Source organism: Pseudomonas sp. (genome assembly GCF_041601375.1).
Classification (GTDB): Bacteria; Pseudomonadota; Gammaproteobacteria; order Pseudomonadales; family Pseudomonadaceae; genus Aquipseudomonas.
In genome coordinates this window covers 1-13737 of record NZ_JBFIIG010000110.1, presented here as the reverse complement: position 1 = coordinate 13737, position 13737 = coordinate 1, and the positions used below count along the sequence as shown (strand labels likewise).

10 protein-coding genes are annotated in these 13737 nt (G+C 65.9%); 3 read left to right on the top strand and 7 right to left on the bottom strand.

What is annotated here, in order from left to right; genetic code table 11:
* On the top strand, positions 1 to 1003 hold a 1003-nt coding region (locus tag ABZE94_RS14460), incomplete at its 5' end, for an efflux RND transporter periplasmic adaptor subunit (RefSeq protein WP_372876210.1).
* Position 1004: 1 nt separating this feature from the next.
* The gene (locus ABZE94_RS14455) at positions 1005 to 4157 is read left to right on the top strand and encodes an efflux RND transporter permease subunit (protein ID WP_372876209.1); all 3153 of its coding nucleotides are present in this window, start codon (positions 1005 to 1007) and stop codon (positions 4155 to 4157) included.
* A 24-nt stretch (positions 4158 to 4181) separates the two neighbouring features.
* Here ABZE94_RS14455 and ABZE94_RS14450 read toward each other — a convergent pair whose 3' ends face one another.
* From ABZE94_RS14450 to ABZE94_RS14440, 3 genes are all read right to left on the bottom strand, one after another.
* Positions 4182 to 5003 carry an aldo/keto reductase gene (locus ABZE94_RS14450; RefSeq protein WP_372876208.1) on the bottom strand — a complete coding sequence of 274 codons (822 nt, stop codon included), beginning with the start codon at positions 5001 to 5003 and terminating at the stop codon, positions 4182 to 4184.
* An 82-nt stretch (positions 5004 to 5085) separates the two neighbouring features.
* Positions 5086 to 5493, bottom strand: coding sequence for a VOC family protein (locus ABZE94_RS14445; RefSeq protein ID WP_372876207.1), 408 nt, complete (start codon positions 5491 to 5493; stop codon positions 5086 to 5088).
* Between the two features lie 19 nt (positions 5494 to 5512).
* Positions 5513 to 6208: a class I SAM-dependent methyltransferase gene (locus ABZE94_RS14440; RefSeq protein ID WP_372876206.1), complete on the bottom strand. Its 696-nt coding sequence runs from the start codon at positions 6206 to 6208 to the stop codon at positions 5513 to 5515.
* 215 nt (positions 6209 to 6423) lie between these two features.
* Between ABZE94_RS14440 and ABZE94_RS14435 the strand changes: the two genes are divergently transcribed.
* The gene (locus tag ABZE94_RS14435; RefSeq protein ID WP_372876205.1) at positions 6424 to 9531 is read left to right on the top strand and encodes a transglycosylase domain-containing protein; all 3108 of its coding nucleotides are present in this window, start codon (positions 6424 to 6426) and stop codon (positions 9529 to 9531) included.
* A gap of 496 nt (positions 9532 to 10027) precedes the next feature.
* On the opposite strand, the gene ABZE94_RS14430 is transcribed toward ABZE94_RS14435, so the two are convergent.
* The 4 genes from ABZE94_RS14430 to ABZE94_RS14415 all read right to left on the bottom strand — a co-directional run.
* Positions 10028 to 10246 (bottom strand): VF530 family DNA-binding protein, encoded by a 219-nt coding sequence (locus ABZE94_RS14430; RefSeq protein WP_372876204.1) that lies wholly within the window; start codon positions 10244 to 10246, stop codon positions 10028 to 10030.
* A gap of 138 nt (positions 10247 to 10384) precedes the next feature.
* Positions 10385 to 10948 (bottom strand): hypothetical protein, encoded by a 564-nt coding sequence (locus ABZE94_RS14425; protein WP_372876203.1) that lies wholly within the window; start codon positions 10946 to 10948, stop codon positions 10385 to 10387.
* Between the two features lie 98 nt (positions 10949 to 11046).
* Positions 11047 to 12681, bottom strand: a complete 1635-nt coding sequence (locus ABZE94_RS14420; RefSeq protein ID WP_372876202.1) for a BCCT family transporter — start codon at positions 12679 to 12681, stop codon at positions 11047 to 11049.
* 465 nt (positions 12682 to 13146) lie between these two features.
* On the bottom strand, positions 13147 to 13737 hold a 591-nt coding region (locus ABZE94_RS14415), incomplete at its 5' end, for a BCCT family transporter (protein WP_372876201.1).

Sequence of the window (13737 nt, the reverse complement as noted above, 5' to 3'; positions counted from 1 at the left end):
CTCGCTGTTCAAGGCGCAGAAAACCGCCAGCGCCGATCAGCCCGTCGTGGAGCAGGGGCTGGCGAAAGTCGAGATCCAGTGGCTGGAGGCCCAGCCGATGCAGCGCCAGCACGTGGTCCAGGGCCAGGTCGAAGCCTGGCGCCGGGTCGAATTGCGCGCGCAGATCAGCGCCAGCGTGCTGCGCCTGGACCGGGACAAGGGCCAGCCGGTCGAACAGGGCGAGCTGCTCCTCAGCCTGTCGCCGGACGACCGCACCGCCCAGGTGGCGCGCAGCGAAGCCGAGGTGCGCCAGCGCGAGACCGACGTCAGTTCGGCCAAACGCCTGCGCGAGCGCAACCTGTTTTCCGCCAACGAGCTGCTGCGTCTGGACAGCGAGCTGGCCAAGGCCCGCGCCGAACTGGCCACCGCCCGCCTGCACCTGCGCAACACCCGGATCGAGGCACCCTTCGCCGGGGTCTACGACGCGCGCCAGGTCGAGCTGGGCGACTTCGTCCAGCCCGGGCAGAGCCTGCTGACCCTGGTCGACATCCGCCAGCTCAAGGTCAGCGCGCAGATCGCCCAGCAGGAGGTGATCCAGCTGACCCTTGGCCAGCCGGTACGCGTGCAGCTGCTCGACGGCCGCGAGCTTGCCGGTGAGCTGCATTTCATCGCCGCCGCCGCCGACCCCGACTCGCGCAGCTTCCGCATCGAGGTGCGGGTCGACAACCCCGAGCGGCAGCGCCTGGCTGGGGCCAGCGCCACCCTGCACATCCAGACCGGCGAGGCCATGGCCCACCGCCTCTCCCCGGCCCTGCTCAGTCTGGATCAGGCCGGCCGGCATGGGGTGAAGTGGGTCAACGCGCAGCAACGGGTCGAGTTCACCCCGGTCACGCTGATCAGCGTCGACAATCAGGGCGCCTGGGTCAGCGGTCTGCCGCCGCGGGTCGCGCTGATCACCCTCGGCCAGGGTTTCGTCGAACCCGGCCAGCAGGTGCTCAGCCAACTCGCCAGCGAGGACAGCTGAAATGCACGCCCTGATCGCCGCGGCGCTGGATCGCAGCCGCACCAGCCTGCTGCTGCTGGCCTTTCTGCTGATCGGCGGCCTGGCCGCCTATGTGGCCATCCCCAAGGAAGCCAACCCGGACGTCAGCATCCCGATCATCTACGTCTCGGTCAGCCTGGAAGGGATCAGCCCGGAAGACGCCGAGCGCCTGCTGGTCAGGCCGCTCGAGCAGGAGTTGCGCAGCCTCGAAGCGGTCAAGGAAATGCGCTCGATGGCCAGCGAGGGGCATGCCTCGGTGACCCTGGAATTCGATGCCGGCTTCGACGCCAAGGCGGCGCTGATCGATGTGCGCGAGAAGGTCGACAGCGCGCGCAGCAAACTGCCGGAGGAAGCCGAGGAACCGACGGTCAACGAGGTCAACGTGGCGCTGTTCCCGGTGCTGTCGATCGGCCTGTCCGGGCCCATCGCCGAAGCGCAGCTGGTGTATGTCGCCCGCCAGTTGAAGGAGAACATCGAAGGCATCGCCGAGGTGCTCTCGGTGGAGATCGGCGGCGATCGCGAAGACCTGCTGGAAATCGTCGTCGACCCGCAGGTGCTCGACGGCTACGGCATCGACTACAGCGAGCTGTTCAACCTGGTCAGCCGCAACAACCGCCTGGTCGCCGCCGGCAGCCTGGACACCGGCGCCGGACGCATGAGCCTGAAGGTCCCCGGGGTGATCGAGAACCTGGAAGACGTGCTGGCCATGCCGATCAAGGTGATCGGCGGCAGCGTGGTGACCTTCGGCGACGTCGCCAGCATCCAGCGCACCTTCAAGGACCCGACCGGTTTCGCCCGGATCAACGGCCAGCCCGCCATCGTCCTGGAGGTGGCCAAGCGCAGCGGCGCCAACATCATCGCCACCATCGAGCAGATCAAGGCGCTGATGGTCCAGGCCCAGCCGCTGCTGCCCGAAGGCCTGCAGGTCAACTACATCATGGATCAGTCGCAGGAAGTCGAGAGCCTGCTCGGCGACCTGCTCAACAACGTGATGACCGCCATCGTCCTGGTGCTGATCCTGGTGGTGGCGAGCATGGGCCTGCGCTCGGCGCTGCTGGTCGGCCTGACCATTCCCGGCGCCTTCCTGACCGGCATCCTGCTGATCTGGATGCTCGGCTTCACCCTCAACATAGTCGTGCTGTTCAGCCTGATCCTGGTCGCCGGGATGCTGGTGGATGGCGCCATCGTGGTCTCCGAGCTGGCCGACCGCAACCTGCACCAGGGCCAGAACCCGCGCCAGGCGTGGGCCAACGCGGCGACGCGAATGGCCTGGCCGGTGATCGCCTCCACCGCCACCACCCTGGCGGTGTTCCTGCCGCTGCTGTTCTGGCCCGGGGTGGTCGGCCAGTTCATGAAATACCTGCCGGCCACGGTGATCGTCTGCCTGCTCGCCTCCCTGGCCATGGCCCTGGTGTTCCTGCCGGTACTGGGTGCGGTAACCGGCGGTCGCCCGCAGCCGCTGCCGGGCACGCCCAGCCGTGGCGCCCGGGCCTACCGCAAGCTGCTCGACAGACTGCTGCGCCGGCCGGGCCTGGCCCTGCTCGGCATTCTCGCGCTGGTTGCCCTGATCTATGCCGGCTACGGCCGCTACAACCATGGCGTGGAGTTCTTCCCCGAGGTCGAGCCGGATAATGCGCAGATCTGGCTGCGCGCCCGCGGCGATCTGTCGGTGCAGGAAAAGGACGCCCTGCTGCAACAGGTCGAACGTCGCCTGCTCGGCATGAGCGAGGTCAAGGCGCTGTACGCCCGCTCCCTGGCCCAGCCGGACGGCCAGCTCGGGGTCGACGTGATCGGCACCCTGCAGTTCCAGTTCGTCGACTGGCATGAGCGGCGCCCGGCCCGGCAGATTCTCGCCGACATGCGCGAGCGCAGTGCCGACATTCCCGGGGTGGTCCTCGAGTTCCGCGGACAGGAACAAGGCCCCAGCGGGGGCAAACCGGTCAAGCTGCAGATCGGCGCCCTGGATCCGGCCAAGGCCGATCGATTCGTCGAGCGGCTGCGCGCCAGCATGCTCAGCATCGGCGGCTTCCAGGACATCGAAGACGACCGCGCCCTGCCCGGCATCGAATGGCGGATCAAGGTCGACCGCGAGGCCGCCGCCCGCTTCGGCGCCGACGTGCTGAGCGTCGGCAACGCCGTGCAGATGGTCAGCAATGGCCTGAAACTGGCGACCTACCGGCCGGAGGACGCCACCGACGAGGTCGACATCCGCGTGCGCCTGCCCGCCGACTGGCGTTCGCTCGACCAACTCGGCCGCCTGACCCTGAACACGCCCAGTGGCCAGGTGCCGCTGGGCAACTTCGTCGCGCTCGAGCCGGCGCCCAAGGTCGGCACCCTGCGCCGGGTCGATGGCAACCGCACCATCACCCTGCAGGCCGATCTGGCCGAAGGCGCGCGCCTGGACGAACGCCTGCAAGCACTGCGCGAAGCCATGGGCGAGCCGCCGACGGACGTGCAGCTGACCTTCGCCGGCGAGGATGCCGACCAGCGCGAGGCCGCGGTCTTCCTGGCCACCGCCTTCGGCGTGGCGATCTTCCTCATGGCGCTGATCCTGGTGACCCAGTTCAACAGCCTGTACCAGGCCCTGCTGGTGCTGTCCGCCATAGTCCTGTCCACCGCCGGGGTGCTGATGGGCCTGCTGGTCAACGGCCAGTCGTTCGGCATCGTCATGGTCGGTATGGGCCTGATCGCCCTGGCCGGCATCGTGGTGAACAACAACATCATCCTCATCGACACCTACAACCAGCTGCGCCGCCAGGGCCTGGAGCCGCGCGCGGCGGCGCTGGAAACCGGCAGCCTGCGCCTGCGCCCGGTGCTGCTCACGGCGGTGACCACCATTCTCGGCCTGATGCCCATGGTACTCAGCGTCAACGTCGACCTGCTGGCCCCGAGTCTGGGCGTCGGCGCGCCCTCGACCCAGTGGTGGACCCAGCTGTCCAGCGCCATCGCCGGCGGCCTGAGCTTCGCCACCGTGCTGACGTTGCTATTAACACCCTGCCTGCTGGTACTGGGCGCGCGTTTCGAACGCCGCCCGCCGCCGCTGGAAACCTTCGACGACGACCTCCTCGACCTGCCGGAACACCTGCTGGCGGCGCAACCAGCCAAGGCCAGCCTGAGCAGCAAGCAGGCAACCTGAGGCTGACGAGGGGCGCGGAATCATTCATACCATCTGCAAATACCGCTTGCGGGCCGGCGCCGGGTAGGCCGCATCGATCAGCGCCAGGTCCTCGGCGCTCAACTGCAAGGACGCCGCTTCGACATTCAACTGCAGATGCACGGAGTCGACCGCCTTGGGAATGACGATCACCCCGGGCTGGCGCAAGGCCCAGGCCAGGACCACCTGCGCCGGGGTGACGGCGTGTCGTTCGGCCACCTCGCGCAGCGCCGGGTTGCGCAACAATTGCCCGCCCTGGCCCAGCGGGCAGTAGGCTATCAGCGGCATGCCCTGGCGCTGCTGCCAGGGTAGCAGGTCGAACTCGACGCCACGCGCCTCGGGGTTGTACAGCACCTGATTGGTCGCGCAGGCCGGCTCATTCAGTTCCTGCAGGTCGTCCAGGTCGAAGTTGGACACGCCCCAGCGCTTGATCTTGCCCTGCTCGCGCAAGCGCTCGAAAGCCTCGACGGTTTCCGCCAGCGGATACTGGCCGCGCCAGTGCAGCAGGTAGAGATCGATGCAGTCGCTCTTCAGGCGCTGCAAGCTGCGTTCGCAAGCGGCGGCAACCCCGCTGCGACTGGCGTTGTGCGGATAGACCTTGCTGACCAGGAACACGCGGTCGCGCAACCCGGCAATCGCCTCGCCCACCACCACTTCGGCGCCACCCTCGCCATACATCTCCGCGGTATCGATCAGGCTCAGCCCGAGCTCGATGCCCAGGCGCAACGCCGCCACTTCCGCGCGGCGCTGCGCGGCATCCTCGCCCATCCGCCAGGTGCCTTGGCCGATCACCGGCACCGGTGCAGCGGCCAGCTCAAGCGTACGCATCGTCTCGCCTCCTCATTCAATTCACTCGCCAGGGATCAGAGTACTGCGCGATATGCGGCTCACCCCGGACATGACCGCTTGCTCAATCGGCGACCTGCTCGTAGCCGCGTCCGCGCCATTGCATCAGGCAGAAACCATGGCCGAACGGGTCGCTCATGCGGGCCAGACGGCCCCATATATAGTCGCCGACCTCGCCTTCGCGACGCGCCCCGGCCGCCTGCGCCTGTGCCAGGGCGGCATCCAGGTCCTCGACCAGCAGATCCAGGTGCAGCGGCGTCCAGTGCCGCCGGTAACTGCGCAGCTGTTCGCCGTCGGCAAAGGCGGCGCTGCCGGCTGGCTTGGCCAACAGGTAGATCGGCAGCGGCGCGCCCTGCAGTTCGACCACAGTGCCGCCGAACAGGTAGCGGCCCACCCGCCAGTCGAAGGCCCGGGCATAGAAGTCCAGGGCAGCTGGCAGATCCGGCACATCGATATTCAGCAGCAGTTGCATGTCCACCTCCCGCCGAAGGCTATGCCGCTCTGTTGCGCTCGGAACTCAACAGCAGCAACAGCGACACCGGCTGTTCGCTCTCCGGGTGCAGCGGCTCCTGCAGCCACTGCAGGCGCCAGCCGGTTTGCTTGAGCAGGCTCAGCCAGGACTCCAGGGTGCGAAAGAACCAGGGCATCGGCTGCGCGAAGCCCGCGCCGAAACCGGCGAAGCTTTCCACCCGCCAGCCGTCGCGATAGGCTGCATCATTGCAGGCGCGCCAGGGATGCAGGGTCTGGATCAACAGATGGCCGCCCGCCGCCAATACCCCGTGCAGCGCCTCCAGGGTCGGCGCCAGCGGCTCTTCGAGCAGGGCGAAGTTGCACACCAGCACGTCGAAGCGGCCCAGTTGCGCGGCCTGGCTTGCCAGCTCGGCATAACCGCAGACCCGGTAGCAGGCCAGCGGGCTATCTGCGCCCCGCGCCACCTCGATCAACGGCGCCGAGGCGTCCACCCCCACCGCCTCGATGCCGCGTGCGGCCAGGCCACGACACAACCAGCCCTCGCCGCAACCGACATCCAGAACCCGCGCGGGACTCAGCGCCAGCACCGCCTGCAGAATCGCCGCATCGGTGACCAGGCGGCGGCTTTCGCTGCGCCGCTCGCGCACGGCGGCGGTCCAGGCGTCGGCATTGACCTGCCAACTGAGGGCGAGCTGTTCGCGGTGATCGTGCTGCATGAGTCCCTCGCTGCGCGTGCGACGACAGAACCGATTATAGTGCCTGCACTTCGCCGTGGCCGGTCCATAAAGCCGCGCATGCAGTCGCCGGCTTGCCGCTGCTGCACCACGCCCTGTTGGAATATTTTTTGACTTGGCAAATAGCAACAGCGTCTAACTCAACAAGCAGTGACTAAGCTGTTGTGAAGGGCTATTTGAGGTCAGACCAAGCAATTATGGGCGTACTATGGCAATCCGACGCGCCGGAGAAGGCGCTTCCGACCAACGACAAACCGGCGCTCTACCTGAAGCCGGTTAAACGCGCCAGCAAGCTGCGCATCGCCGTCTGGTTGCTGCTGACATTGCTGATGGCCGCTGCGGCGCTGCTGCTCATTTTCGAACTGCGCACCGCGCATTTCCAGGCCCACTACCTCAGCCGCTACGGCAACAGCCTGAGCTACAGCGTGCAACCTGGCCCCAGCCCGGCGATCCTCTACCCGCAGGACGGTCCCTTCGACAAACGCCAGGGTTACGCCTACCTGCCGCAGATGCTGGAGCGCCTGCAGCAGCGCGACTTCCAGATCACCCGCCAGGCGCGCTTCTCGCCGGCTTTGCTCGACTACACGCAACGCGGCTTCTTCGCGCCCTTTACGGAGAAAGCCCAGACCGGGCTGCTCATCAGCGACTGCCGCGGCATACCTTTTTACCAGTTCCGCTACCCGCAGCAGCACTACCCGAGTTTCAGCGCCATCCCGCCGCTGGTGGTCGCCAGCCTGCTGTTCATCGAGAACCGCCACCTGCTCGACCCCGAACAACCACAGGCCAACCCGGCGGTGGACTGGCCGCGCTTCACCATGGCCGCGCTGTCGCAGGTCGGCAAGGTGCTGGATGTGCAGGATCAATCCGCCGGTGGCAGCACCCTGGCCACCCAGCTGGAGAAATACCGCCACTCGGCGGACGGCCTGACCCACTCGGCCAAGGAAAAACTGCGGCAGATGGTCTCGGCCAGCGTGCGCGCCTACCAAGGCGGCCCGCAAACCCTGACGGCGCGGCAGAACATCGTGCGCGACTACCTCAACAGCGTGCCGCTCTCCGCCGCGCCCGGGCATGGCGAGGTACACGGCCTGGCCGATGGCCTGCGCATCTGGTTCGGTGCCGACTTCGCCAGGGTCAACCGCCTGCTCGACCCCGAACGCTCGCCCGAGGCGAGCACTGCCGAACGCGGCCTGGCCCTGCGCCAGGTGCTGGCCATGATGATCGCCCAGCGCCGGCCCTCCTATTACCTGGCCCAGGGTCGGCACGAGCTGGCCGGCCTGGTCGACAGCCATATCCGCCTGCTGGCGAGCGGCGGCCTGATCGACACGCCACTGCGCGATGCCGCCCTGGCAAACCCGCTCAGCTACCGCAACTGGGCGCTGCAGCCGAACCTGCAAACGGTGGACGGCAACAAGGGCATCAGTGTGGCCCGCACGCGCCTCTCCGCGCTGCTCAATATGCCGTTCTACGACCTCGACCGCCTCGACCTCGCCGCCAGCACCACCCTCAACGACGAACTGCAGCAAGCGGTTAGCACCTATCTGGAGCAACTCGCCGACCCCGCCTTTGCCGAGCAGATCGGCCTGTTCGGCGAACGCTTGCTGTCCGCCGAAAAAACCGGCGAAGTGCGCTACAGCTTCACCCTGCTCGAACGCACGGCCAATGGCAGCCGGGTGCGCGTGCAGACCGACAACACCGACCAACCCTTCGACATCAACGAAGGCAGCAAACTGGAACTCGGCTCCACCGCCAAACTGCGCGTACTGGCCACCTACCTGGAAATCATCGCCGAATTGCACCAGCGCCATGCCGGGCAAAGCGCTGCCGAGCTGCGCGCCGTGGAGGTTGCCGAGCAGGACTATCTGAGCCACTGGGCCATCGACTACCTGAGCCGCGACCCCGACGCCAGCTTGCCAGCCATGCTCGAGGACGCGCTGGAGCGCAAGTATTCCGCCAGTCCCTTTGAGCGCTTCTTCACCGGTGGCGGCCTGCACACCTTCGGCAACTTCCGCCGCGAAGACAACGGCCGCAACCCGACCCTGCGCGAAGCGCTACGCGAGTCGATCAACCTGCCGTTCATCCGCCTGATGCGCGACCTGGTGCGCTACAGCACCTACCAGGCACCGGGCAACAGCGCCGAATTGATGAAGGACGACAAGGACCCGCGGCGCCAGGCCTACCTCCGCCGCTTCGCCGACCGCGAGGGCACGACCTTCCTCCTGCGTTTCTGGCGCAAATACCAGGACCAGCCGGCACAACAGCGCCTCGAGACATTCCTCAGCGGCCTGCGCCGCACCTCGTCTCGCCTCGCCGCCGTGCACCGCTACCTGATGCCGGAAGTCGACGAGGCGACCTTCGCCGCCTTCCTGCGCGCCCATGCGCCCAACGAAAAACTCAGCGACAAGCGCATCCGCGAGCTGTACCTGAACTACGGCCCCGGTGCCTACAGCCTGCCCGACCAGGGCTATATCGCCCGCGTCCACCCACTGGAACTGTGGCTACTCGGTTACCTGCGGGAACGACCCGAGGCCAGCTTCAGCGACGCCGTGCTCGCCAGCCGCGACCAGCGTCAGGAAGTCTACGGCTGGCTGTTCCGCAGCCGGCACAAGAGCGCCCGCGACAGCCGTATCCGCATCATGCTGGAGGTCGAGGCCTTCCTCGACATCCACCAGCGCTGGCAGAAGCACGGCTACCCCTTCGAGTACCTGGTGCCGTCGCTGGCCACCGCCATCGGCAGTTCCGGCGACCGCCCGGCGGCACTGGCCGAGTTGATGGGCATCATCCAGAACGACGGCGTCCGCCAACCCACGGTGCGCATCGACAGCCTGCACTTCGCCGCCGACACGCCCTACGACACCCGGGTCGAACGCAATGCCCTGAACGGCAAACGGGTTATGCCCAGCGAAGTGGCCGCTGCGCTGCGTGGCGCACTCTCGCAAGTGGTCGAAGGCGGCACCGCCCGGCGGCTGCAAGGCAGCTTCAGTTTGCCCGACGGTCGCCTGCTGACCCTCGGCGGCAAGACCGGCACCGGCGACAACCGGGTCGAAACCGTCGGCCGGGGCGGCCGCGTACTCAGCTCACGGACGATTAACCGCACCGCCACCTTCGTCTTCTTCATCGGCCCACGCCATTACGGCACCCTCACCGCCTTCGTCCCCGGTAGCGCCGCCGAGAAATTCACCTTCACCTCGGCGCTGCCGGTGCAGGTACTCAAAGGCATGGCGCCGATCCTCGCGCCTTATCTGCAGCCGGGCAGCTACAGCCAATGCGTCCCCCCGCTGGCAGCGGTACAGGCCAGTTGGCGGTAGACACCGGGCGTAGAGCCCATGCTCATCTGCAAGGACTGCCAGAGCCACCCCACCGGGATCCCGTAGCCCGAAAAAGCCCGGGCGCAACCCGGGACTCGGCAGTGGCCATACACCCCTCCCCGGATTGCGTCCGGGCTACGGATCTGAGCGCCTCTCTCATCAAACAATAACTACGTCGTTGTTTTATATATAAATTAAATCCACATAAAGCCCTGCAAGAGCGGGCCATGGCCGCAGCCCCCATCGCGGGCGTGGCGCGCCTCCTACGGGTACGGCAGTGTTCTTGTCGGAGGGGCTTTAGCCGCGAATATTTTGACGGGCTTGCGGCCTTCGCGACCATGGCCCGCTCCTACGGGTGCGGCAGTGTTCTTGTGGGAGGGGCTTTAACCGCGAATATTTGACAGGTTTGCGGCCCATCGCAGCCATAGGCCGCTCCTGCAGGAGGCGTGCTGTCCCGTGGCCCGGACAAGCCCAGGCGCAACCCGGGATGCACTGGTCAGCCCTTCTGCAGGCGGATATACAGCGCCTCGACCTTCTCCCGCGCCCAGGGAGTCTTGCGCAGGAAGGTCAGGCTGGACTTGATGCTCGGATCACTCTTGAAACAGCGGATATCGATGCGCGCCGCCAGGCCATCCCAGCCCAGCTTGGCCACCAGGTCGTTGAGGATGGCTTCCAGGGTGACACCATGCAGCGGATCTTTCGGCGTTTGAGTCATGCGGAACCTGTGTCGACAGCGTGGCGAGGCGCACCGGCTGACAGACTTGTGGCACGCGTAAGGGGGATATTCTGACCTGACTCAGCAGCCAGCTCCAGCGCAAAAGCACCGCCCCAGGCTCTGCGGCCCCGGCCAGCCTCAACCAGCGTCGATGATGAACGGCAGTTCGCGGTTGTGTGCCGGGTCGAACTGGCGGCGGGCGGTATGGTTGAGGTGACGGCCGTAGACATGAAACGACAGGCTGGTGTGCGGCGTTTCATTGATCACGCTATGGATGCTGCCGCTGGGCATCGTCAGCACCTGCCCGGGTGCAATGCACTGCTCGTCCAGGCGCTGCAATTCGGCATAACCGGGGCGCGTGGCATCGTCCAGGCGTTGCCAGAAGATATTGCGCTCACTGCCCTCGACGCCCACCACCACCGCCCAGGTGTCGTGGTCATGAGGGGGCACGCCGCGTCCGGGCAGCCAGCTGTCGACCACCACGAACAGCGACTGATCGGCCTCGACGTGCAGCAGACTGGTGCCAAAGCCCAGCTGCGGATCGGCGTTGTACATGTCCGCGCGCAGCCAACCGCGTTCGGCGGCGACCCGCTGGGCCAGCGGTGCAATTTGCCCCAGCAGGCTGGTTTCATCGACGGCGCTCGCGACGAGGCGCCGCAGATCGTCGATAAAGCGCTCCAGGTTGTAACTATCGATGCTCATCCACAGTGCTCCAGCCCCGTCACATCCTGGGCAGCCGTAATGAAAAAGGCCCGCCTCCGAGCAGGAGGCAGGCCCTTGTCTTACACCACGCGCAAGTCTCAGCTGGCCGAGGCGCGCGGGTCGTCAACGCTGGTGAATTGCAGGCTGGCTGCAGATTCGGTCAGCAGGGCGCGATGCAGGGCCATGGCCATCAGCACCAGGATCACCGCGATCGGCAAGGCGGCGCAGATACTCGCGGTCTGTACGCTCTTGAGGCCGCCCGACCAGAGCAGGGCCGCGGCGATGGCACCGACCATCAACCCCCAGGCCACGCGACTCCAGGTCGGCGGATGGATATTGCCGCGGGCGGCCAGGGTGCTCACCACCAGGGTGCCGGAGTCGGCCGAGGTGACGAAGTAGGTCACGATCAGCAGCGAGGCCAGCGCGCCGAGCAGGCCGCCGATGGCCATGCCCGAGGACTGCTCGATCTTGTCGAACAGGGTGAATAGCGAGTAGGTGGCGTCGGCCTTGGTCGCCAGCAGGATGGCCCCGCCAGTGAACTCGGCTGTTTCACCGCTCAGTGCCTGACTCGCTACCTGCTCCTGATGCGCCAGGCGATCGGCCTTCTCGTAAAACAGCGCGGCGCCGCCGAAGGTACCGATCCAGACGAAGCTGAACAGCACCGGAATGATCAGCGAACCCATCACCAGCTGGCGAATGGTGCGGCCACGGGAAATCCGCGCGATGAAGGTGCCGACGAAGGGCGCCCAGGTCAGCCACCAGGCCCAGTAGAAGGCGGTCCACCAGTTCTGCCAACCGGCATCGTTCTGGGTGTCGCTCCACAGGCTCATGCCGATAACGCTCTGGGCATAACCGGAGGTGCCTTCGAGAATGGTGTTGAGGATGTAGCGGGTCGGCCCGAACGCCATCACCGCGGCCAGGATGACCAGCGACAACAGCATGTTCCACAACGACAGCAGCTTGATGCCACGGTCGACGCCGGACACCACCGACATGATCGCAATCAGGGAAATCGCCAGGATCAGGCCCATCTTCAGGCCGATGCCCAGCTCGAAGCCGCTCAGGGTCTTGATCCCGGTCGCCAGTTGCTCGACGCCGAGGCCGAAGGAGGTGGCGATGCCGAACGCGGTGACGACCACGATCAGGATGTCGAACAGGCTACCCAGCCAGCCGTTCATCCGCGCCTCGCCGAACAGCGGGGTCAGGGTCGAGCGGATCGACAGCGGCTTGCCCTTGCGGAAGGAGAAGTAGGCCAGGCACAGCGCCGGCAGCAGGTACAGCGCCCAGGCATGCATGCCCCAATGGAAGAAGGTCACGCGCATCGCCGACTCGGCCGACTCGGCACTCAGGGTGGTGACGCTGAAGGGGTTGCCAGCGTAATGCCACATGGGTTCGGCCACCGACCAGAACAGCAGGCCAATGCCCATGCCGGCACTGAACAACATGGACAACCAGGAAATCGTACTGAACTCGGGCTTTTCGCCGTCCTTACCCAGGGTGACATTGCCGTAACGGCTGGTCATCAGATACAACAGGTAAACCAGCACGGCCGAGGCCATGGCCAGATAGAACCACTTGAAGTTCTGCAGGATAGTCGTGGACAGTTCGCCGAATAGTGCCCCGGCTTGCTCACCCATAACGGCGCAAAAGCCGACGAAGGCCGCAATTATCAGGATCGAGATCAAGGTTATCCCGGCATCGACGCCGCGAAAAACCCCGCTGGAATTACTCATAGCATGTGCTCCATTATTATTGTCTGTATGCCGCTGTGCACGCGGGGCTCAAGGCGAGCCGATGAATCTGTGCGGTTACCTCCAGGCTGTTTTATCAGCCCCGATAATTCGATAAAAACCAACTTCTGACACATGATTTTTATACGGGCTATTAATGCGTTTAAATCATTAACCGACTCGCAACATCATTTGTTTCCCCTTCCCTAAACAACACTCGAGCTTGCACACGGAAACCACCCCCGACCGGGGCAACAACACTATCCATACGTTTGCCAAGTGCATCCGCACGCCACGCCAAAACTTGGCGAACGGATGATTATTTGGCGGCTGACTATAGGGTCATGGGGCAATCCAAAAGTATTCTATCCACGTCCTCCGCCGATCCATTCGCGCCACACTCGGCGCAAGTGGCTCAGCCAACGACAGAGGCAGGCGAGGCGCCTGCCTCGTCGGCGAGGCCGTAGGTCAGCCGCGCGGCTCCTGGCTCAGCGCCTTGAGAAAGCCGATCATCAGCAGCAGCATCAGTGCCATGAACGGCAGGCCCATGGCCACGGCCCCGGCCTGGATGCCTTTGAGCGCCGTATCGCCGCCAATCACGAACAAGGTGATGGTCACCAGGGCAATCATCACCAGCCAGAGCACGCGCTGCACCGGCGAGGTACCCGGGTCGCCGCCCGCCGCCAGGTTGTCGACCACCAGGGCACCGGAGTCCATGGAGGTGACCATGAAGATGACCAGCAGGACCACCACCAGCACCGAGGTGACGGCCGCCAGCGGCAGCATTTCGAGGAACTGGAAGATCGCCATGTTGACGTCCGTCAGACCGGCCGCCAGCGCGCCACTGCCGTCGATGACCTGGGCTATGGCGCCGCCACCGAAGGCGCTGAACCAGAAGATCGCCACTATGGTCGGCACCACCATTACCACGCCGACCATCTGCCGCAGCGTGCGGCCCCGGGAGACGCGGGCGACGAACACCCCGACCAGCGGACCCCAGGTGCACCACCAGGCCCAATAGAACACGGTCCAGCCCTGGAACCAGTCCTGGTCCGGACG